Here is an 18012-nt window from a genome sequence, read left to right on the forward strand (position 1 = left end):
AAAAAAATAGTTTCATCTAATATGATGTTAGACAAATATCAAAAAATGACGGTAGCAGATACTACAAGAATAAAATTTATAGCAACGGTTACCGATGTTTGTAATGCAAAGGGATGTTGGATGAAATTAAGCTTAGGGGATAATCAAGAAGCTATGGTTCGCTTTAAGGACTACGGTTTTTTTATGCCTAAAGATATAGAAGAGAAAGAGGTTGTGGTAAGTGGTCTTGCTTTTGTAGAAGAAATGAGTATTGCCGACCAACAGCATTATGCAAAAGATGCAGGGGAGTCAGAAGAGGATATTGCTAAGATTACAAAAACGAAAAAGACGTACGGTTTTACCGCAGAAGGGGTGTTGTTAAAAAAATAGTTTGAAAAGAGAAATAATTATTACAGCGGATGGATCTAAAACCATTCATATACCAGAGTGGAACGAACAATACCATTCTAAACACGGGGCAATACAAGAGGCATATCATGTTTTTATTAAGCATGGTCTTTCATTATTTTCCAATACTTCAATATCTATTTTGGAAATAGGTTTTGGAACAGGTTTAAATGCTTTAATTACATGTATAGAGGCAGAAAAAAATAATTTAACAATCGGTTATAAAGGAGTAGAGGCTTATCCTGTGTCTTCGGAAGAGCTAAATTCGTTAAATTACTTATCGGAATTAAAAGCAGAGACATATACAAGTGTTTTTGATAAAATGCATGCTGTAGAGTGGGGGAGTATAAATGAGATAACAGAAGATTTTAAGCTTGTGAAAGAGCAAAAAGATTTTAGTCAAATACAAGATAGCAATGCTTTTGATTTAATTTATTTTGATGCTTTTGGAGCCCGTGTGCAGCCAGAGCTATGGACAGAAGAGATTTTTAAAATTATGTTTAAAGCCCTAAAAGAGGACGCGTATTTGGTTACTTATTCTGCAAAAGGAAGTGTACGTAGGGCTATGCAAGCAGTTGGTTTTATTGTAGAAAGACTTCCTGGGCCTCCAGGAAAAAGAGAGATGTTAAGAGGGTATAAGAGTAAGGTGTAGGGTGGTGAAAAGTTAAAATATAGAAGAGGATTATGTGTTTTCTAATAAAGGATTAATAGCTACTGTTAAAAGCGTTTTAAAACTACATCTTTTAGGGATAAAAACCTATATCTTTGGTTTATGAAAGTTCTCATTACAGGCGCCACAGGATTAGTTGGGAGAGAGATTGTAGCACAGTGTCTTTCTAAGAATATTGAAGTCCATTATTTAACTACTTCTAGGGCTAAGTTAGAGAATGCAAAAGAATATCAAGGCTTTTATTGGAACCCCTCTAAAGGGGAGATAGATACTAATTGTTTCTTAGGCGTCACGGCTATTATAAATTTAGCAGGTAGTTCTATTGCTACTAGATGGACTTCAAGAAATAAAAAACAAATTTTAGATAGCAGAATTAATTCTCTTGCAACACTTCGAAAAGGGTTGCAAACAGTAGATAGTAGTAGCGTAAATTCTTTTATTTCAGCTTCTGCTATTGGTGTCTATCCAAACTCCCTATCTAATTATTATCTAGAGGACGAAAAAGAAATTGACTCTAGTTTTTTAGGAGAAATAGTACATGCTTGGGAGCAGGAAACGGATGCTTTTAATATCTTCGATTTTCCAGTTGCCAAAATAAGAATAGGATTAGTATTATCCCAAAAAGGAGGCGCACTGCCGAAATTAATGAAGCCAATCGAAAATTATTTTGGAGCAGCTTTTGGTACTGGATTACAATGGCAATCTTGGATTCATGTTAAGGATTTGGCAAGGATGTTTTTGTTTGTGAGTGAAAATAAATTGGCAGGAATTTTTAATGGGGTAGGTCCTAACCCAGTATCTAATTCCAAATTAGTAGGAGAAATAGCAAAAGCATTACAACGGCCTTTATTTTTACCTAATATTCCAGAGATAGTAATGCGATTAATCTTAGGTAGAATGTCTTACCTTTTGTTTGTTAGTCAGCGGGTTAGTAGTAAAAAAATAGAAGAAGAAGGTTTTGTTTTTTTCTTTCCAAATGTATGTTTGGCTGTAGAACGGATATGTGAAAGTGCCTCTATGGATTCTACAAATACTACAAAACACACTAAGGAATTTCTTTCTTAATACTTTGTTCTGCAAAAAAAATCATTCAAAATCTACATGTAAACTTCTATTTTTATAAAGTTGTGTGACATTTTGACATTTTTAAAGATTTGGCAGTACTTTTGCCACTTCAAATTTGGTAAATAAAAAGTGACTTAAAAAATGAGTGATAAAAATAAAGAAGAAGAGTTGGATAATTCTGTTTCTGAAGCACAAGAAAATACGGTTGAGAATGAAGAGGCTTCTGTGGAACAAGAAGAAGTATCTCCTGAGGACCAATTAAAAGAAGATTTGGTAAAAGAGAAGGATAAATTTTTACGTCTTTTTGCCGAGTTTGAAAACTATAAAAAAAGAACTTCAAAAGAAAGAATGGATTTGTTTAAAACAGCAGGTCAGGAAGTTTTGGTTTCTTTGTTGCCAGTACTTGATGATTTTGAAAGAGCCTTAAATGAGTTATCTAAATCAGATGATAAAGAAGCTTTTAAAGGGGTAGAGCTAATTAATGGGAAGCTAAGAGAAACGCTTAAATCTAAAGGCTTAAATGCAATGGAAGTAAAGCAAGGTGATGCTTTTGATGCAGATATGCATGAGGCTATTACGCAGATACCAGCTCCTAATAAAAAATTAAAGGGTAAAATTATAGACGTAATAGAAAAAGGTTTTACTCTTGGAGATAAAATAATACGCCACCCTAAAGTGGTTGTGGGTAACTAAAAACTAGGTATGAAGGAAGATTATTATGACATATTAGGTATTAGTAAGAATGCTACAGCTACTGAAATAAAAAAAGCATACCGAAAAAAAGCTGTTCAACACCATCCAGATAAAAACCCTGGAGATGCAAAAGCGGAAGAATTATTTAAGAAATCGGCAGAAGCTTATGAGGTTTTAAGTAACGCAGATAAAAAAGCAAGATACGACCAGTTTGGGCACGCAGCTTTTGAAGGCGGCGCAGGAGGTGGTGGTGGCTTCGGCGGAGGTATGAACATGGATGATATCTTTAGTCAGTTTGGAGACATATTTGGCGGCGGCGGTTTTGGCGGTGGCTTTGGCGGTGGCGGTGGTCAGCGCAGGGTTAAAGGAAGTAATCTAAGAATTCGTGTAAAACTAACCTTGGAGGAAATTGCTAACGGGGTAGAGAAAAAAGTAAAAGTCCGTAGAAAAAAACAAGCATCAGGAGTAACATATAAAACTTGTGGTACTTGCGGTGGACGTGGACAAGTAACTAAAATACAGAATACTATTTTAGGAAGAATGCAAACTTCTGCAGCATGTAGTTCTTGCGGGGGTAGCGGACAGATAATAGATAAACGTCCTAGTGATGCAGATGCACAAGGATTAAAAGTAGAAGAAGAAACAGTATCTATAAATATCCCAGCAGGTGTAGAGGAAGGAATGCAGTTAAAAGTCCCAGGAAAAGGTAATGAGGCACCAGGTAATGGTGTTTCTGGAGACTTATTAGTTGCCATAGAAACAGAAGACCATGCAACTCTAAAAAGAGAAGGAGATAATTTACATTACGATTTGTATGTAAGTATCTCAGAGGCTGTTTTAGGAACTTCTAAGGAAATTGATTCCGTAGGAGGGCAGGTGCGTATAAAACTAGAATCGGGTATTCAATCGGGTAAAATTTTACGTCTACGAGGTAAAGGTATATCTAGTATTAATGGATATGGTAGTGGTGATCTTTTAGTACATGTAAATGTTTGGACTCCTAAAGAATTAAACAAAGAGCAAAGAGAATTTTTTGAGCGTATGAGGGGCAATGATAATTTTGAGCCTAAACCTGAAAAATCTGATAAATCTTTCTTCGAAAAAGTGAAGGATATGTTCTCATAACTGCGTTTTATTAAGTATTAAATAAAAACGTATATTTGAGATAATATTGATTTTCTCAATATTAATTTCTTTTTCATAGCAATTTTTTTCCCATCCTTGATTTGTTTTAAGGGTGGGTTTCTTTTTTTAAATTAAAATTGAAGTAATAAATCTAAAAAAAAGGTCTTAAAGTTTCCTAAAAAAGAAATGCTTTTAAAGCATTTCTATATCTTTGGTAAAAAGCCCTACATGAATAATATTTTGGTTACTAAAGAGGTTACCAAACATTTTGGAAAACATATTGCTCTAAATAAGGTTTCCTTAGAAATTCCGAAAAATAGTATTTATGGATTACTTGGTCCTAATGGAGCAGGGAAAACAACACTAATTCGTATAATTAATCAAATTACCTATCCAGATTCGGGGAGTGTTTTTTTTGATGGAAAAGAATTAATGCCAGAGCATATTGCTCAAATTGGTTACTTGCCAGAGGAAAGAGGACTATACAAGAGTATGAAGGTTGGGGAGCAAGCGTTGTATCTAGCTCAACTAAAAGGCTTAAGTAAAGCAGAGGCTAAAAAACGACTAAAATATTGGTTTGATCGTTTTGAAATCGGAGATTGGTGGAATAAGAAAATACAAGAGCTGTCTAAAGGAATGGCTCAAAAAATTCAATTCATAGTAACCGTCTTGCACGAACCAAAGTTGCTTATTTTTGATGAACCTTTTAGCGGCTTTGACCCTATAAACGCAAATATAATTAAAGAAGAGATTTTAAATCTAAAAGAAAAAGGCGCATCTATTATTTTTTCTACACATAGAATGGAATCTGTAGAAGAGTTATGTGAGCATATTGCATTAATACATGAGTCCGAAAAAATATTAGACGGTAAGTTGTCTGATATTAAAAAAGCATATAAAAACAATATTTTTAATGTTGGTATAAATACAGTAAGCGAGGAAGCTTTGTTAGGAGAATTATCTCAAAAGTTTCAAATTATATCTTCAGAAATTAATAAGAATGATCAACAGTTGAATTTTAAAATTCAACTACCAGAAACAGATTCAGGAGAAATACTTACGTATTTGGCCTCTAAAGGAAACCTGAATAATTTTGTAGAAACAATTCCTTCTGCAAATGAAATTTTTATAAGAACAATACAAAGTAATGGTGTAGATGAGTAAACTTTCGTTGATAATAAAAAGGGAATACCTAGCTAAAGTACGCAATAAGTCGTTTGTTGTTATGACTTTTTTAAGTCCTATACTTATGGTTGGTATGGTCGTTTTAATTGCATATTTAACGAAAGTAAATGATAGCGAAAAGCGTGTAATAGCCTTACTTAATGAGAGCGATTATTTTTCTAATGAATTCTTAACTACCGAGGGTACTGCATTTGTTCATTATAATAATATTACATTAGAAGAGGCTAAAGATTCAACCATGCATATGGGGTACTCTGGGTTGCTTTATATACCTAATGAAACTGATTTAGAAAAAGTTACTGCGCATACTTTTTTTTATAGTAAAGATTCCCCTAGTACAACTTTAGTAGACCGTTTGGAATTAGTTTTTCAAGAACGGTTAAGGCAACGTAGATTGCAGAATCTTGGAGTTACAGCTAAGGAATACGCTGATATGGATGCTGCTTTTGAGATTAATATAGCAGCGTTTAATGGTAAAGAAAATGTTAAAGGGGTAAATGAGATAAAAGCATTTATTGGTGGGGCTTTTGGGTATTTAATAATGATGTTTATTATTATTTACGGAGGATTTGTAATGCGGAGTGTAATTGAGGAAAAAACTAGCAGAATTATCGAAGTAATTATTTCTTCTGTAAAACCCTTTCAATTAATGTTAGGGAAAATAATAGGAACTTCTTTGGCAGGTATTACACAATTTGTCATTTGGGTAATTTCGGGAGGCTTATTAATGCTAATTGCTTTTTCTGTTTTAGATATTGAATTATCTGCATTAAGTAATGGAGCTGATTTGGTAGCAAGTATAAACCCAGAAGTTCCTACTCCAGATCATAGCATGCAAATATATGCGCAAGAGATATTAGATATTCCTTGGTTATTATTAATTGTCTTTTTTCTAATTTATTTTATGTTAGGGTATTTAATTTATAGCTCTATATATGCAGCTATAGGCGCAGCTGTAGATAATGAAACCGATACACAACAGTTTATTTTTCCAATAATAATGCCCTTAATGCTAGCAATTTATGTTGGGTTCTTTTCTGTTTTTAGTAACCCACATGGACCAATAGCTGTAGGGTTTTCTATATTCCCCTTAACTTCACCAATAGTTATGTTAATGAGATTACCAGGAGGTGTTGGTGACGGTGGTGTTCCCCTATGGCAATTGATAACCTCTATCGTATTATTAATAGTAACTTTTATTGGAATTGTATGGATAGCAGCAAAAATTTATCGTGTAGGTATTTTAATGTATGGTAAAAAGCCTACATACAAAGAGTTGTATAAATGGCTAAAATATTAGTATGGATAAACTGCAAAATTTTTTTGGAACTATAAAGAATTTCTTGTCTATAGAAATTTATTCAAGCGATAGTGGGCATGTAACCTTAAGTACATTCTTGGTAATAATCATAGCAATAATTATTGTCACCTATTTACTTAAAATTATTCATAGAGTCGTAGCTGCAAAATTACCAGAAGAAGATAAAAATAAATTCGTAAGTATTTTTGGGTTCCTAAAGTATCTATTTTACATACTTGTAGTGTTATCTATTTTGCATTCTTCCGGAATAAATTTAACCGTACTGTTAACCGCTTCTGCGGCATTGTTTGTTGGTCTTGGTTTTGCATTGCAATATTTGTTTCAAGATATACTTTCTGGAATATTAATAATATTGGACCAATCTTTACATGTAGGAGATATTATTGAAGTTGAAAATAAAGTGGGACGTGTTTTTGAAATTAGATTACGAACCACAAGAGCGTTGACAAGGGATGATAAAGTAATTGTAATACCCAATCATAAGTTTTTAACGGATAGCATATACAATTATACACAAAACCATAAAACAACAAGAGAAACGGTGACTGTAGGAGTGGCTTATGGTAGCGATGTAAAATTGGTAACTGCTTTGTTGTTAGAAGTAGTTGTAGAACAAAAAAACATTTTAAAGAACCCAAAACCTTTTGTTTTGTTCGAGGATTTCGGGGATAGTGCCTTATTGTTTTCTGTTAATTTTTATATTAAAGATAGTTTTATAGACCCTATTTTAAAGAGTGAAGTAAGGTATGGTATTGATGCTAAATTTAGAGAGAATAATGTAAGTATTCCTTTTCCACAAAGAGATGTGCATATAATAGGAAGAAATAAAATATAGTTTTAAAAGGAAATAAAGTTTGGTATGTTTAGAGGATGGAATTTTATTGTTTTGTTTTTTGTATTGACCATTGGATTAAGTCAAACGCCAGATGTTTTTAGAGCAGAATATATGGTAATGCCTAAAAACGATTTGGATGTAAAAACGTCTAGGATAAAATTGGTAGTGAATGTGCCAATAAAAATTTTTAAGGACGATATTTTAGTGATAGGTGGAGAGTATAACCAGTATGATTACGAAATACCATCGACTCTTACCGAAGGAGCACAAGAAGCTTTAGCAAAATTTTATGTTGTAGATTTTAATTTGGGATATGTCTATAAATGGAACGAAGAATGGCGCCTTATAGGGTTAGTAACGCCAAGATGGGCTTCCAATTTTACGGATGAGTTTGATGAAAGAGCTTTTAAAATAAATGCAACTGTTGGTATTTTTCAGGACAAGAAAAACATAGAGAAGCCTTTTCGTTTGGTATTGGGGTTGTCTTACAATAGCTCTTCGCCAATACGAGTTCCGTTACCTGTAATATACTATGAAAAAAGATTTCATAAAAACTGGTCGTACACTTTAGGGGTGCCAAAAACAGGATTAAAATATATAACCAAAAAGGACCATTTTTTTCAAACAGAATTAATATTAGATGGCTATTATGTAAATATTCAGAATGATATTTTGTTGGCAGATAATAGTACGTCCACGGATGTATCTTCTACCTCCTTTTTAATTACTTTAGGATATCAATATAAATTTACTAAAGATGTTTCGTTTTATTTAATGGGTGGACATAGTATAATACAAAATGGATCGTTAAGAGATACGGATAGGAACAGTATTTTTACTTTAAATAATAAACCTGGATTGTATTTTAGAACAGGAGTAAGAATAGGAATTTAAATAAAGCATATGTCAAGAATATTAGTAATAGAGGATGAAGCTTCCATTAGAAGAGTATTAGTAAAGATACTTTCAGAAGAGAATGACACTTATACTGTGGAAGAGGCAGAAGATGGTTTACGCGGAATTGAAACCATTAAAAATAAGGACTATGACTTAGTGCTATGCGATATTAAAATGCCTAAAATGGATGGTGTTGAGGTTTTAGAAGCAGCAAGAAAAATAAAGCCAGAAATTCCTTTTATTATGATTTCTGGACATGGAGATTTAGATACAGCTGTTAATACAATGCGGTTAGGAGCCTTCGATTACATTTCTAAACCACCAGATTTAAACCGTTTGCTTACTACGGTTCGCAATGCGTTAGATCGTAAACAATTAGTGGTAGAAAATAAAAAACTAAAGAAAAAGGTAAGTAAAAATTACGAGATGATTGGGGATAGTAGTGAAATAGCTACTATAAAAGAAATGATAGAAAAAGTAGCTCCAACAGATGCACGCGTATTAATTACAGGTTCTAACGGTACAGGGAAAGAGTTAGTGGCACATTGGTTGCATGAAAAAAGCCCTCGTAGTACAGGGGCTTTTATAGAAGTAAACTGCGCAGCAATACCATCAGAATTAATAGAAAGTGAATTGTTTGGGCATGTTAAGGGCGCTTTTACCTCTGCTGTAAAAGATAGAGCGGGTAAGTTTGAAGCAGCAAATAAGGGGACTATTTTTTTAGATGAAATAGGAGATATGAGTCTCTCTGCTCAGGCAAAAGTTCTTAGAGCTTTGCAGGAAAGTAAAATATCTAGAGTAGGCACAGATAAAGATATAAAAGTGGATGTTAGAGTATTAGCAGCAACTAATAAAGATTTAAAAAAGGAAATAGCAGAAGGTAATTTCCGGGAAGATTTGTATCATAGATTAGCCGTAATTCTAATAAAAGTACCAGCTTTAAATGATAGACGAAATGATATTCCTTTATTAATAGAGCACTTTTCTAAAAAGATAACTTCGGAGCAAGGTATCTCTTCAAAAACTTTTTCAAATAAAGCGATAGCTCTTTTAAAAAGTTATGACTGGACAGGTAATATTAGAGAACTACGTAATGTCGTAGAACGTTTAATTATTTTAGGAGGAACAGAAGTTACAGAGGAAGATGTAAAACTATTTGCTAGTAAGTAGTTTTGTTACTTACAATTGTTAAGTTGCTCTATAGCTTGTGCCGTAATTTTTTTGGTGCGTAAGTTATAGTATTTTTTACCCTCAGATAAGTTTGGCTTTAGTAATTCTTGTTCACAATGTTCATAGATTTGTGTGGCATAGTTTAATGCATCTTTACAATTTACACTTTGTACAATTTTACTTAAAGATTCTTCGTATTTAATCAAAGTAGAATCAATTTTTTGTTGTAAATAAATGCCCTTTAGACCAGCTTTATTAGTTTTTTTTTCATTGTTAACTTCCAAAGTATTTATAGCTAAGACATCACTAGCATAGTTACTATCATGTAACTCATGTTTTTCTAAAGCTTCTAAACTACCAATAGTTTTTTCTAAAGAACGGTTCAATAAAATTCGAGCGCTTCTTAATGTGTTTGCTTTAGTCGAAAGAACTAAGTCTTTAAAGCTGTCTGCCATACTAGTAGCGGCATAATCGCAACCACAACTATTCAATTGCTCTTTATTGTTCTCAATTGCTCTTATGGCTTTGTATGTATAATATCTAGAAATATTAATGTCATTCTCGCTAATAGCTTTTTGTGTTTGTGCTTTTACAAAACCAATGTTAGAACCTGCATACTCGCATGGTTTAATAGACTTAAAAGAAGAAAACAAGGCAAAGGATAATGCAATAATAATAAAGTAAAAATACTTCATAGCTGAAAATTTAATAATGTAAAATTTGGGTTTATCTACGTGGTAAAACTACATATACTTACGTCATTATTAGTAGTTATTCGATAGAATGCAGGTTTATTTCGATGAGCTTGTTAAGGAGAAGTTATTACTAGATAAAGGGGCATTTCTTTTAACATTTAATACCTTTAAACAAAATAAAATATTTTTTTTAGTATGAATAAAATAGCACCAGAAACGTATATAGCTAAGAAACCTTTTACTCTTAAGAATAGGTCTACTGTTGAAAATTTAGATAAGTCTGATAAGGAATTAAAAAAAACATTGAAAGAAATTAGCAGAACCTTAGGAGGGCTTCAAGATGTTTTTTATGCTCACGATAAATATAGTGTGCTTATTTGTTTACAAGGAATGGATACCTCAGGTAAAGATAGTTTAATCCGAGAAGTCTTTAAAGATTTTAATGTTAGTGGTGTAGAAGTGCATAGTTTTAAAGTGCCAACAGAATTAGAGTTAAGTCATAATTATTTGTGGCGTCATTATATAGTGTTACCAGCTAAAGGTAAATTTGGAGTATTTAATCGCACGCATTATGAAAATGTTTTGGTCACTAGAGTGCATCCAGAATATATTATGGGAGAGAATATACCAGGTATTCATTCGGTTAAAGATATTAATCAGGAATTTTGGGATAAACGTTTTAAGCAAATAAATGATTTTGAAAGAACGTTAGCAGAAAATGGCACTATCATTTTTAAATTTTTTCTTAACCTTTCTAAAGAAGAACAACGTCTTAGATTATTGAGAAGATTAGCTATAAAAGAGAAACATTGGAAATTTTCTCCGGGCGATTTAAAAGAGCGTAAACTCTGGGATAGATATCAAAACTACTACGAGGAGGCAATTAATGAAACAAGTAAAAAACATGCACCTTGGTTTGTAATACCTGCAGATAATAAAAAAGCGGCAAGAGTAATTGTTGCTAATATTTTACTAGAAGAGTTAAAAAAATACAAAGATGTGGTAGAGCCAGAGTTAGATGATAAAATAATGTCTAATTTAGACACTTACCAAAAGGAACTAGATAATGAATAAAATAAAAATACTTTTTTGCGCTCTACTATTAACTGTTGCTATAGCAGGTGCACAAGATGCGGATGAGAAACAAATAAAAAGCATTTATGATGCTGCTTTAACTAAAGGACAAGGGTACGATTGGCTTAACTACTTATCCAACCAAATAGGAGGTAGATTATCGGGCTCTTTACAAGCACAACAAGCAGTGGAATATACTAAAGCAGAGCTAGATTCTTTAGGCTTGGATAGAGTTTGGTTACAATCAGTAATGGTCCCTAAATGGGTGCGCGGAACTCCAGAGTTTGCTTATTTTGAAACTTCACCTGGTTACACAACAAATGTTCCAATTTGTGCATTAGGTGGTTCTGTTGCAACACCGCAAAAAGGAATTAAAGCAAGTATAATAGAAGTGCAAGGAATAGAGGATTTAAAGACTCTGGGAAAAGAAAAGATTCAAGGAAAAATAGTTTTTTTTAATAGGCCAATGGAAGCTACTTTAATAAGTACATTTCAGTCCTATTCCGGTTGTGTAGATCAGCGCTATTCTGGTGCGGCAGAAGCAGGTAAATATGGAGCGCTAGGAGTAATTGTACGTTCTGTGAATTTACGATTAGATGATTTTCCACATACAGGTTCTATGGGTTATGGCGAAATTCCTGTTAATGAAAGAATACCAGCAGCAGCTATAAGTACAAATGGAGCCGAATTGCTAAGTACCACCTTAAAGCTTAATCCTGAAATTAAATTCTATTTTAAACAAAATTGTAAACAGTTTGAAGATGTAAAATCTTACAATGTTATAGGTGAAATAAAAGGAACTACGTATCCAGATGAAGTTATGGTGGTTGGAGGTCATCTAGATTCATGGGATTTAGGAGATGGTTCCCACGATGATGGGGCAGGTGTTGTGCAGAGTATGGAAGTTCTTCGTTTGTTTAAAGCAACTGGGTATAAGCCAAAACGAACCATAAGAGTAGTCTTATTTATGAATGAAGAAAACGGACTGCGTGGTGGTAATAAATATGCTGAAGTGGCTAAAAATAAAAAAGAAAATCATGTTTTTGCATTAGAGAGTGATGCAGGAGGTTTTACACCAAGAGGTTTTTCTTTTGATTGTTCCGATGCTAATTTTAAGCAAGTACAAAGTTGGGAAAAATTATTTGAACCTTACCTTATTCATATGTTTGTAAAAGGAGGAAGTGGAGCAGATATAGGTCCGTTAAAGAATGATGAAATGGTTCTTGCTGGTTTAAGGCCAGATTCACAGAGGTATTTTGACCATCACCATGCGGAAAATGATACTTTTGAGCATGTAAACCAAAGAGAGTTACAATTGGGAGCTGCAACTATGGCTAGCCTGGTATATCTTTTCGATACCTATGGTGTAAAAATGCCTCCTAAAATTAAAGGATAACAATTTTAAAAATTATAGAGTTTTAATCCTTGGGTTTAGATATACTTTAGGAAAAGGAGTAGTAGTAAAGAAATCTAAAAATTAGTATCTTTGCCGCTCATTTAAAAATAGCATTATGCAAGACGGCATTTACGCAAAATTCAATACTACAAAAGGTGAGATTCTAGTAAAACTCACACATGATAAAACTCCAGGGACTGTTGGTAACTTTGTTGCTTTAGCAGAAGGAAAAATGGAAAATACTGTCAAAGCTGCAGGAGAACCATATTATAATGGTTTAAGTTTTCACAGAGTAATCCCTGATTTTATGGTACAAGCTGGTTGTCCTTTAGGCACAGGTACCGGAGATGCAGGTTATAAATTCGATGATGAATTTCATCCAGAATTACAACACGCAGAGCCAGGTGTATTATCTATGGCTAATGCAGGGCCAGGAACTAATGGCTCACAATTTTTTATCACACATATTGCTACGCCTTGGTTAGATAATAAGCACACTGTTTTTGGACACGTAGCAGTAGGTCAAGAAGTAGTAGACGCTGTTGCGCAAGGAGATACAATTGATAGTTTAGATATTGTTCGTGTAGGAGCAGAGGCAGAGGCTTGGGATGCATTACAGGCTTTTAAAACTTTTGCAAGTTCAGGAGAGGAAAGAATGGCAGCGGAAAAAGCACGCCAAGCAGCGGAATTAGATAAAGTTGCTGCTGGTTTTGATGAAACAGAAAGCGGATTACGTTATAAAATGATTCAGAATGGTTCTGGAGCCCAAGCAGAAAGCGGTAAAAAAGTATCGGTGCATTATGAAGGTTCTCTATTAAGCGGTCAAGTTTTCGATTCTTCTTATAAGCGTAACGAACCAATAGATTTTCAATTAGGAGTAGGGCAAGTAATTCCAGGATGGGATGAAGGTATTGCTTTGTTAAAAGTTGGAGATAAAGCTCGTTTTGTTATACCATCTAATTTAGCATACGGTAGCGCAGGCGCAGGCGGAGTTATACCTCCAGATGCGACATTAATTTTCGACGTAGAGTTAATGGGTGTAGGATAGTAAAAGAATTTTTACAATATTAAAAAAAGGTGTTTTTTCCAATTGAAAAAACACCTTTTTTTATGAAAGTAAATGACAAAAAATATCTTTTACTTTTGATTTTTGAAACTTATGATAAAAAGAATAAAGTTTAGTAAAAGTAGAATCGATAGTATGCTAAAGAAAGTAGTCATAGGTTAATGTTTTAGGGATGCTACGCTAACAGCTGTTTGTATGTAGAACAACTGTATAAGGAGAAAACCCTACCATAACTTTGTAAAATGCAAATTATTTTTTAGCCTTACCTACACTAAAAAATAATAGTACCACATTTACAAAAAGTAAAACAAATAAAATACCAAAAAAGGTTATCATAATATAGGTTTAGTTCAGTTGGGGAACTTTTCTTGTTTATGGTTAGATAAATAAAACTCAAAAGGTTGCGTATTTATTTTACAAATTTACTAAAAAGTAGTAAAAAGCTTACGTATTTTAGTTTTTAATAAATATTCGAACAAAGAAAAGCCCAGACATGAGTCTGGGCTTTTACTATAAAAAAGTTAAATACGTTACCTAGTCAACAACTTTCACATTAACGGCGTTTAATCCTTTTTTACCCTGTTGTAGTTCAAATTCTACAACATCACCTTCACGAACTTCATCGATTAAGCCAGAAATGTGTACAAAATGATCTTCGTTTGAACCATCTTCAGTGATGAAACCATATCCTTTGGAATCGTTGAAGAATTTTACTGTTCCTTTACTCATAATACTAAAAATTAAATAATTATTAAAGTACAAATATAATTAATAAATTATTAATTGTAAGATTTTTAGTAGGTTATCTTTAAGTTAACTGTATTTAAAAACAAAATTATTTTGGTTTTATTTTATTTAGTGGAATGTATAGTTGTCTTTTTATTCATGTAAAATAAGTGTTAAACTCTTTTGTGAATTTTAATTTTTAAGCATTGTTTTGCTTTTAAGTTTTCATTATTAATTAGTTATGTTTTTTAAAGAAAAATAGTTCAAAAAAAACCTCCCGTATAAGAGGAGGCTTTTGCAACAATAGAATTGTTTAATTACGCTGTAGGGTCAGGTGTCATTCGTAAATATGGTTTTATTTCGTTAACGCCTTTATCAAACATTTTAATAGCCTCTGGTGTTGGTATAGCAGGGCTAACGACTACATCTTCACCATTTTTCCAATTCGCAGGAGTAGCAACTTTATGGTTGGCTGTTAATTGTAAAGAATCTATTACTCGTAACAATTCGTAGAAATTACGTCCTGTAGATGCTGGGTATGTTAAAGTAAGTTTTATGGTTTTGTCAGGAGCAATAATAAACACAGAACGTACTGTTAAAGTACTGTCTGCGTTAGGGTGAATCATGTCATATAAGTCAGATACTTTTCTATCTTCATCCGCAAGAATTGGAAAATTAACAGAGGTTTTTTGAACTTCATTAATATCCTTAATCCATTCTCTATGAGACTCTGCTCCATCTACGCTTAATGCTAACATCTTTACATTACGCTTGTCAAACTCTCCTTTAAAGTTAGATGCTGTTCCTAATTCTGTAGTACACACTGGAGTAAAATCTGCCGGATGCGAAAACAAGATTCCCCAAGAATCGCCTAAATAGTTATATAAATTAATGCTCCCCATGGAACTATCTACTGTAAAATCTGGAGCTATATCTCCTAATCTAAGTGTTGCCATTTTTATTTTATTTAAGGTTTAAAAAATTATCCTATAAAATTAGTAGATTAATAATTATTAATAGAAAAATGAAGTTAAAACTGTATTAAAATTTGCTTTAATTTTATATTTCATAATAAATAGGAATCTATTTTTTTGGTATAAAGAACTTTCTATCTTTAGCGTATGGAAGACAATATAAAACAGCTACAGTATCCCATAGGTCATTTTAAATTTCCAGAAACAGTTTCCGAAGAGGTATTGGAAGAATGGATTTCTCAATTAGAAAATTTACCCACAGATTTAATTGAATTGGTTAAAGATTTTTCTGAAGAGCAGCTAGATACTCCTTATCGTAAACATGGCTGGACAGTTAGGCAGTTAATTCATCATATAGCAGATAGTCACCATCATAGTTACACTCGTTTTAAGTGGGCATTAACAGAAGATAAGCCACTAATTAAGGCGTACGAAGAAAAAGATTGGAGTCAATTGTCAGATGCAAAGACAGCACCCATTCATTTGTCTTTGTACTATGTAAGTGCGTTGCATGCCAAATTAGTATATTTATTAAAAGGATTGTCTCCAGATGATTTAAAGAAAAGTTATTTGCATCCTGAAGGAAATGTTGAAGTTACTATTTTAGAAAATATTGGGAAATATGCTTGGCATAGTAAGCACCATTATACCCATATAAAAAGGTTAATACAAAGAGAGGGGTGGTAATATTTTTTAGAAGAAATCTTTATTAGACCCATTTAATATTACAACCAATACTTGGTTTTTGTTTAGGAGAAATAGGTTTTTCTTCTAATAAATTATTCATAGCATTTCTTAAGTCTATTCCCGTTACGGGAATTTTATTCCCTGGTCTAGAGTCATCTATTTGCCCTCGGTATACTAGTTTTAATTCCCGATTAAAAAGGTAAATATCTGGAGTGCAAGCTGCATTATAAGCTTTGGCTATTTTTTGAGTTTCATCATATAAATAAGGAAAAGAGTAATTCTCCGTTGCCGCAAGTTTTTTCATTAAATGTGGCGCATCTTGCGGGTATTTAACAGCATCATTGCTAGAGATAGCAATAAATTGAATTCCTTTTTTTTGATATTCCTTTGCCATCTTTACAATTTCTGAATTTATATGAATAACAAAAGGACAATGGTTGCAAATGAATAATATTACAGTACCTTCTTTACCCTTGCAATGAGAAAGGTTTTCTGTCTTATCAGAAATAGTGTTTAGTAAATTAAAATCTGGAGCTTCTGTGCCTAATGGCAGCATGTTACTTGGAGTATTAGCCATTTTGTCAAGGGAATAATGAGAGGATAAAGTTAAAAGTATTTTAATAATTTTTTGCTATATAATCTAGCAATTTTTAAATTCAAAAGATATTTACTATTCTTGGGTTATTATTAAATTAAGAATAATGTAATTATATATTGAATAGTGTTTTAGTGTATGAATAGAAGTTTGTTTAATGAAATTACTTAAAAAAATGAAAGATTTAATTAGTTGGGAGGATTTTTCTAAAATAGATATGCGTGTAGGCACTGTTGTAAAGGTGGATGATTTTCCAGAAGCTAGAAATCCTTCTTATAAATTAGAAGTAAATTTTGGAGGAGAAATTGGTATTAGAAAAACATCGGCTCAAATAACAAAAAAATATGGTAAAGAGGATTTATTAGGGTTGCAAGTTACAGCTGTGGTTAATTTTCCAAAGAAACAAATTGCAAATTTTATGAGTGAATGCCTTATCTTGGGGGCAGTAGAAGGGGAAGATGTTATTCTTTTACAGCCAACAAATATAGTAGCTAACGGACTTAAAATCTCATAATTTTTTTGATAAACCCTACGATAGATACCGTACATATAAATTTTGATTCGCAAGCTCTTTGGGCTATGAATTGTGCTTTGGCTCTAATAATGTTTGGTATAGCCTTAGAAATTTCAATATCCGATTTTAGGCAACTCTTTAAGAAGCCTAAACCTATTTTAGTAGGGGTTTTTAGTCAATTTATTGTTTTACCAGCCATAACTTTTTTACTCATATATATTACGAAGCCAATACCAAGTATAGCTTTAGGTATGTTTATGGTGGCAGCATGCCCAGGAGGTAATGTGTCTAACTTTATTACCCATTTAGCTAAAGGGAATTCTGCATTATCGGTTAGTTTAACAGCAATAGCAACGCTACTAGCGATAGTAATGACACCTTTAAATTTACAATTTTGGGGTACTTTGTATGAGCCAACTTCTATTATTTTAGAAGAGGTTGCGATTTCTCCTTTAGAGATGATAAAACTAGTATCTCTATTACTAGGTGTGCCATTAATTCTAGGAATGTGGGTAAATAAAATGTGGCCTACTATTGCTTTGAAAATGGCTAAAATTCTAAAAGTAGTTTCCTTGTTATTTTTTATTGCCTTAATTTTTATTGCTTTATCTAATAATAGAGACATTTTTGTGGAGTACATTTTCTATGTATTTTGGATTGTTATTTTGCATAATTTATTCGCATTCATTACTGGTTTTTCCTTGGCACGTATTTTTGGTTTAAGTACAGCAAACACAAAATCTATTACTATAGAAACGGGTATTCAGAATTCTGGTTTAGGGTTATTATTGATTTTTACCTTTTTTGATGGATTAGGAGGTATGGCTTTACTAGCGGCATTTTGGGGTGTTTGGCATTTGGTGTCTGGATTAATATTAGCTGGTTTTTGGAGTAAAAAAACTATAAAAAAAGAGGAGCTCATTTGAAAGAGATAGGA

20 protein-coding genes are annotated in these 18012 nt (G+C 32.7%); 16 read left to right on the plus strand and 4 right to left on the minus strand.

Annotation, left to right across the window (positions count from 1 at the left end; all coding sequences use genetic code 11):
• From QZZ51_RS05190 to QZZ51_RS05235, 10 genes are all read left to right on the plus strand, one after another.
• A partial coding sequence (locus tag QZZ51_RS05190; protein ID WP_291866858.1) for a DUF4920 domain-containing protein occupies positions 1–369 on the plus strand: 369 nt, incomplete at its 5' end.
• Position 370: 1 nt separating this feature from the next.
• A complete protein-coding gene (gene mnmD / locus QZZ51_RS05195) occupies positions 371–1039 on the plus strand; it encodes a tRNA (5-methylaminomethyl-2-thiouridine)(34)-methyltransferase MnmD (RefSeq protein WP_291866860.1) in 669 nt (222 codons plus the stop codon).
• Positions 1040–1159: 120 nt separating this feature from the next.
• On the plus strand, positions 1160–2122 hold the full coding sequence (locus QZZ51_RS05200) for a TIGR01777 family oxidoreductase (protein WP_291866862.1): 963 nt from the start codon (positions 1160–1162) through the stop codon (positions 2120–2122).
• 141 nt (positions 2123–2263) lie between these two features.
• Complete coding sequence (locus QZZ51_RS05205; RefSeq protein WP_291866864.1) at positions 2264–2815, plus strand: nucleotide exchange factor GrpE; 552 nt, start codon at positions 2264–2266, stop codon at positions 2813–2815.
• A 9-nt stretch (positions 2816–2824) separates the two neighbouring features.
• Positions 2825–3940, plus strand: a complete 1116-nt coding sequence (gene dnaJ, locus QZZ51_RS05210; protein WP_291866868.1) for a molecular chaperone DnaJ — start codon at positions 2825–2827, stop codon at positions 3938–3940.
• Between the two features lie 228 nt (positions 3941–4168).
• Entirely contained in the window at positions 4169–5104 is a 936-nt protein-coding gene (locus tag QZZ51_RS05215) for an ATP-binding cassette domain-containing protein (RefSeq protein ID WP_291866871.1), read from the plus strand.
• The gene (locus tag QZZ51_RS05220; protein ID WP_291866874.1) at positions 5097–6425 is read left to right on the plus strand and encodes an ABC transporter permease; all 1329 of its coding nucleotides are present in this window, start codon (positions 5097–5099) and stop codon (positions 6423–6425) included. The genes QZZ51_RS05215 and QZZ51_RS05220 overlap by 8 nt, the downstream gene beginning before the upstream one ends.
• A gap of 1 nt (position 6426) precedes the next feature.
• Positions 6427–7281 carry a mechanosensitive ion channel domain-containing protein gene (locus QZZ51_RS05225; RefSeq protein ID WP_291866876.1) on the plus strand — a complete coding sequence of 285 codons (855 nt, stop codon included), beginning with the start codon at positions 6427–6429 and terminating at the stop codon, positions 7279–7281.
• 24 nt (positions 7282–7305) lie between these two features.
• Positions 7306–8175: a DUF6268 family outer membrane beta-barrel protein gene (locus QZZ51_RS05230; RefSeq protein WP_291866878.1), complete on the plus strand. Its 870-nt coding sequence runs from the start codon at positions 7306–7308 to the stop codon at positions 8173–8175.
• Between the two features lie 9 nt (positions 8176–8184).
• Complete coding sequence (locus tag QZZ51_RS05235; protein ID WP_291866881.1) at positions 8185–9348, plus strand: sigma-54 dependent transcriptional regulator; 1164 nt, start codon at positions 8185–8187, stop codon at positions 9346–9348.
• 5 nt (positions 9349–9353) lie between these two features.
• On the opposite strand, the gene QZZ51_RS05240 is transcribed toward QZZ51_RS05235, so the two are convergent.
• The gene (locus QZZ51_RS05240) at positions 9354–10043 is read right to left on the minus strand and encodes a hypothetical protein (RefSeq protein WP_291866884.1); all 690 of its coding nucleotides are present in this window, start codon (positions 10041–10043) and stop codon (positions 9354–9356) included.
• Positions 10044–10238: 195 nt separating this feature from the next.
• On the opposite strand from QZZ51_RS05240, the gene QZZ51_RS05245 reads away from it, so the two are divergent.
• The 3 genes from QZZ51_RS05245 to QZZ51_RS05255 all read left to right on the plus strand — a co-directional run bounded on the left by QZZ51_RS05245 (position 10239) and on the right by QZZ51_RS05255 (position 13561).
• Entirely contained in the window at positions 10239–11117 is an 879-nt protein-coding gene (locus QZZ51_RS05245; protein ID WP_291866886.1) for a PPK2 family polyphosphate kinase, read from the plus strand.
• Positions 11110–12513 carry a M20/M25/M40 family metallo-hydrolase gene (locus QZZ51_RS05250; protein WP_291866889.1) on the plus strand — a complete coding sequence of 468 codons (1404 nt, stop codon included), beginning with the start codon at positions 11110–11112 and terminating at the stop codon, positions 12511–12513. Before QZZ51_RS05245 ends, QZZ51_RS05250 begins: the two co-directional genes overlap by 8 nt.
• A gap of 115 nt (positions 12514–12628) precedes the next feature.
• The gene (locus QZZ51_RS05255) at positions 12629–13561 is read left to right on the plus strand and encodes a peptidylprolyl isomerase (RefSeq protein WP_291866891.1); all 933 of its coding nucleotides are present in this window, start codon (positions 12629–12631) and stop codon (positions 13559–13561) included.
• 552 nt (positions 13562–14113) lie between these two features.
• Here QZZ51_RS05255 and QZZ51_RS05260 read toward each other — a convergent pair.
• Both QZZ51_RS05260 and QZZ51_RS05265 read right to left on the minus strand, forming a co-directional pair.
• A complete protein-coding gene (locus QZZ51_RS05260; protein ID WP_013304911.1) occupies positions 14114–14308 on the minus strand; it encodes a cold-shock protein in 195 nt (64 codons plus the stop codon).
• Positions 14309–14622: 314 nt separating this feature from the next.
• Positions 14623–15261 carry a peroxiredoxin gene (locus tag QZZ51_RS05265; protein WP_291866907.1) on the minus strand — a complete coding sequence of 213 codons (639 nt, stop codon included), beginning with the start codon at positions 15259–15261 and terminating at the stop codon, positions 14623–14625.
• 165 nt (positions 15262–15426) lie between these two features.
• Here QZZ51_RS05265 and QZZ51_RS05270 point away from each other — a divergent pair, with 165 nt between their 5' ends.
• The gene (locus QZZ51_RS05270) at positions 15427–15966 is read left to right on the plus strand and encodes a YfiT family bacillithiol transferase (RefSeq protein WP_291866910.1); all 540 of its coding nucleotides are present in this window, start codon (positions 15427–15429) and stop codon (positions 15964–15966) included.
• Between the two features lie 22 nt (positions 15967–15988).
• On the opposite strand, the gene QZZ51_RS05275 is transcribed toward QZZ51_RS05270, so the two are convergent.
• Positions 15989–16543, minus strand: a complete 555-nt coding sequence (locus QZZ51_RS05275; protein ID WP_291866913.1) for a thioredoxin family protein — start codon at positions 16541–16543, stop codon at positions 15989–15991.
• A gap of 193 nt (positions 16544–16736) precedes the next feature.
• Here QZZ51_RS05275 and QZZ51_RS05280 point away from each other — a divergent pair, with 193 nt between their 5' ends.
• Together QZZ51_RS05280 and QZZ51_RS05285 are read left to right on the plus strand one after the other, a co-directional pair.
• The gene (locus tag QZZ51_RS05280) at positions 16737–17075 is read left to right on the plus strand and encodes a tRNA-binding protein (RefSeq protein WP_291866915.1); all 339 of its coding nucleotides are present in this window, start codon (positions 16737–16739) and stop codon (positions 17073–17075) included.
• A 5-nt stretch (positions 17076–17080) separates the two neighbouring features.
• The gene (locus QZZ51_RS05285) at positions 17081–18001 is read left to right on the plus strand and encodes a bile acid:sodium symporter family protein (RefSeq protein WP_291866917.1); all 921 of its coding nucleotides are present in this window, start codon (positions 17081–17083) and stop codon (positions 17999–18001) included.
• Positions 18002–18012 lie beyond the last annotated feature (11 nt).

Source organism: Maribacter sp., assembly GCF_016744255.1.
In the GTDB taxonomy this organism is placed as follows: domain Bacteria; phylum Bacteroidota; class Bacteroidia; order Flavobacteriales; family Flavobacteriaceae; genus Maribacter_B.

Bases quoted from the DNA above. Each gene is read 5' to 3' on its own strand.
- QZZ51_RS05280 (WP_291866915.1), top strand. From the start codon at position 16,737: ATGAAAGATTTAATTAGTTGGGAGGATTTTTCTAAAATAGATATGCGT.
- QZZ51_RS05265 (WP_291866907.1), bottom strand. From the start codon at position 15,261: ATGGCAACACTTAGATTAGGAGATATAGCTCCAGATTTTACAGTAGAT.
- dnaJ (WP_291866868.1), top strand. From the start codon at position 2,825: ATGAAGGAAGATTATTATGACATATTAGGTATTAGTAAGAATGCTACA.
- QZZ51_RS05245 (WP_291866886.1), top strand. From the start codon at position 10,239: ATGAATAAAATAGCACCAGAAACGTATATAGCTAAGAAACCTTTTACT.
- QZZ51_RS05225 (WP_291866876.1), top strand. From the start codon at position 6,427: ATGGATAAACTGCAAAATTTTTTTGGAACTATAAAGAATTTCTTGTCT.
- QZZ51_RS05240 (WP_291866884.1), bottom strand. From the start codon at position 10,043: ATGAAGTATTTTTACTTTATTATTATTGCATTATCCTTTGCCTTGTTT.
- QZZ51_RS05260 (WP_013304911.1), bottom strand. From the start codon at position 14,308: ATGAGTAAAGGAACAGTAAAATTCTTCAACGATTCCAAAGGATATGGT.
- QZZ51_RS05215 (WP_291866871.1), top strand. From the start codon at position 4,169: ATGAATAATATTTTGGTTACTAAAGAGGTTACCAAACATTTTGGAAAA.
- QZZ51_RS05235 (WP_291866881.1), top strand. From the start codon at position 8,185: ATGTCAAGAATATTAGTAATAGAGGATGAAGCTTCCATTAGAAGAGTA.
- QZZ51_RS05230 (WP_291866878.1), top strand. From the start codon at position 7,306: ATGTTTAGAGGATGGAATTTTATTGTTTTGTTTTTTGTATTGACCATT.
- QZZ51_RS05270 (WP_291866910.1), top strand. From the start codon at position 15,427: ATGGAAGACAATATAAAACAGCTACAGTATCCCATAGGTCATTTTAAA.
- QZZ51_RS05220 (WP_291866874.1), top strand. From the start codon at position 5,097: ATGAGTAAACTTTCGTTGATAATAAAAAGGGAATACCTAGCTAAAGTA.
- QZZ51_RS05250 (WP_291866889.1), top strand. From the start codon at position 11,110: ATGAATAAAATAAAAATACTTTTTTGCGCTCTACTATTAACTGTTGCT.
- QZZ51_RS05255 (WP_291866891.1), top strand. From the start codon at position 12,629: ATGCAAGACGGCATTTACGCAAAATTCAATACTACAAAAGGTGAGATT.
- QZZ51_RS05200 (WP_291866862.1), top strand. From the start codon at position 1,160: ATGAAAGTTCTCATTACAGGCGCCACAGGATTAGTTGGGAGAGAGATT.
- QZZ51_RS05205 (WP_291866864.1), top strand. From the start codon at position 2,264: ATGAGTGATAAAAATAAAGAAGAAGAGTTGGATAATTCTGTTTCTGAA.
- QZZ51_RS05275 (WP_291866913.1), bottom strand. From the start codon at position 16,543: ATGGCTAATACTCCAAGTAACATGCTGCCATTAGGCACAGAAGCTCCA.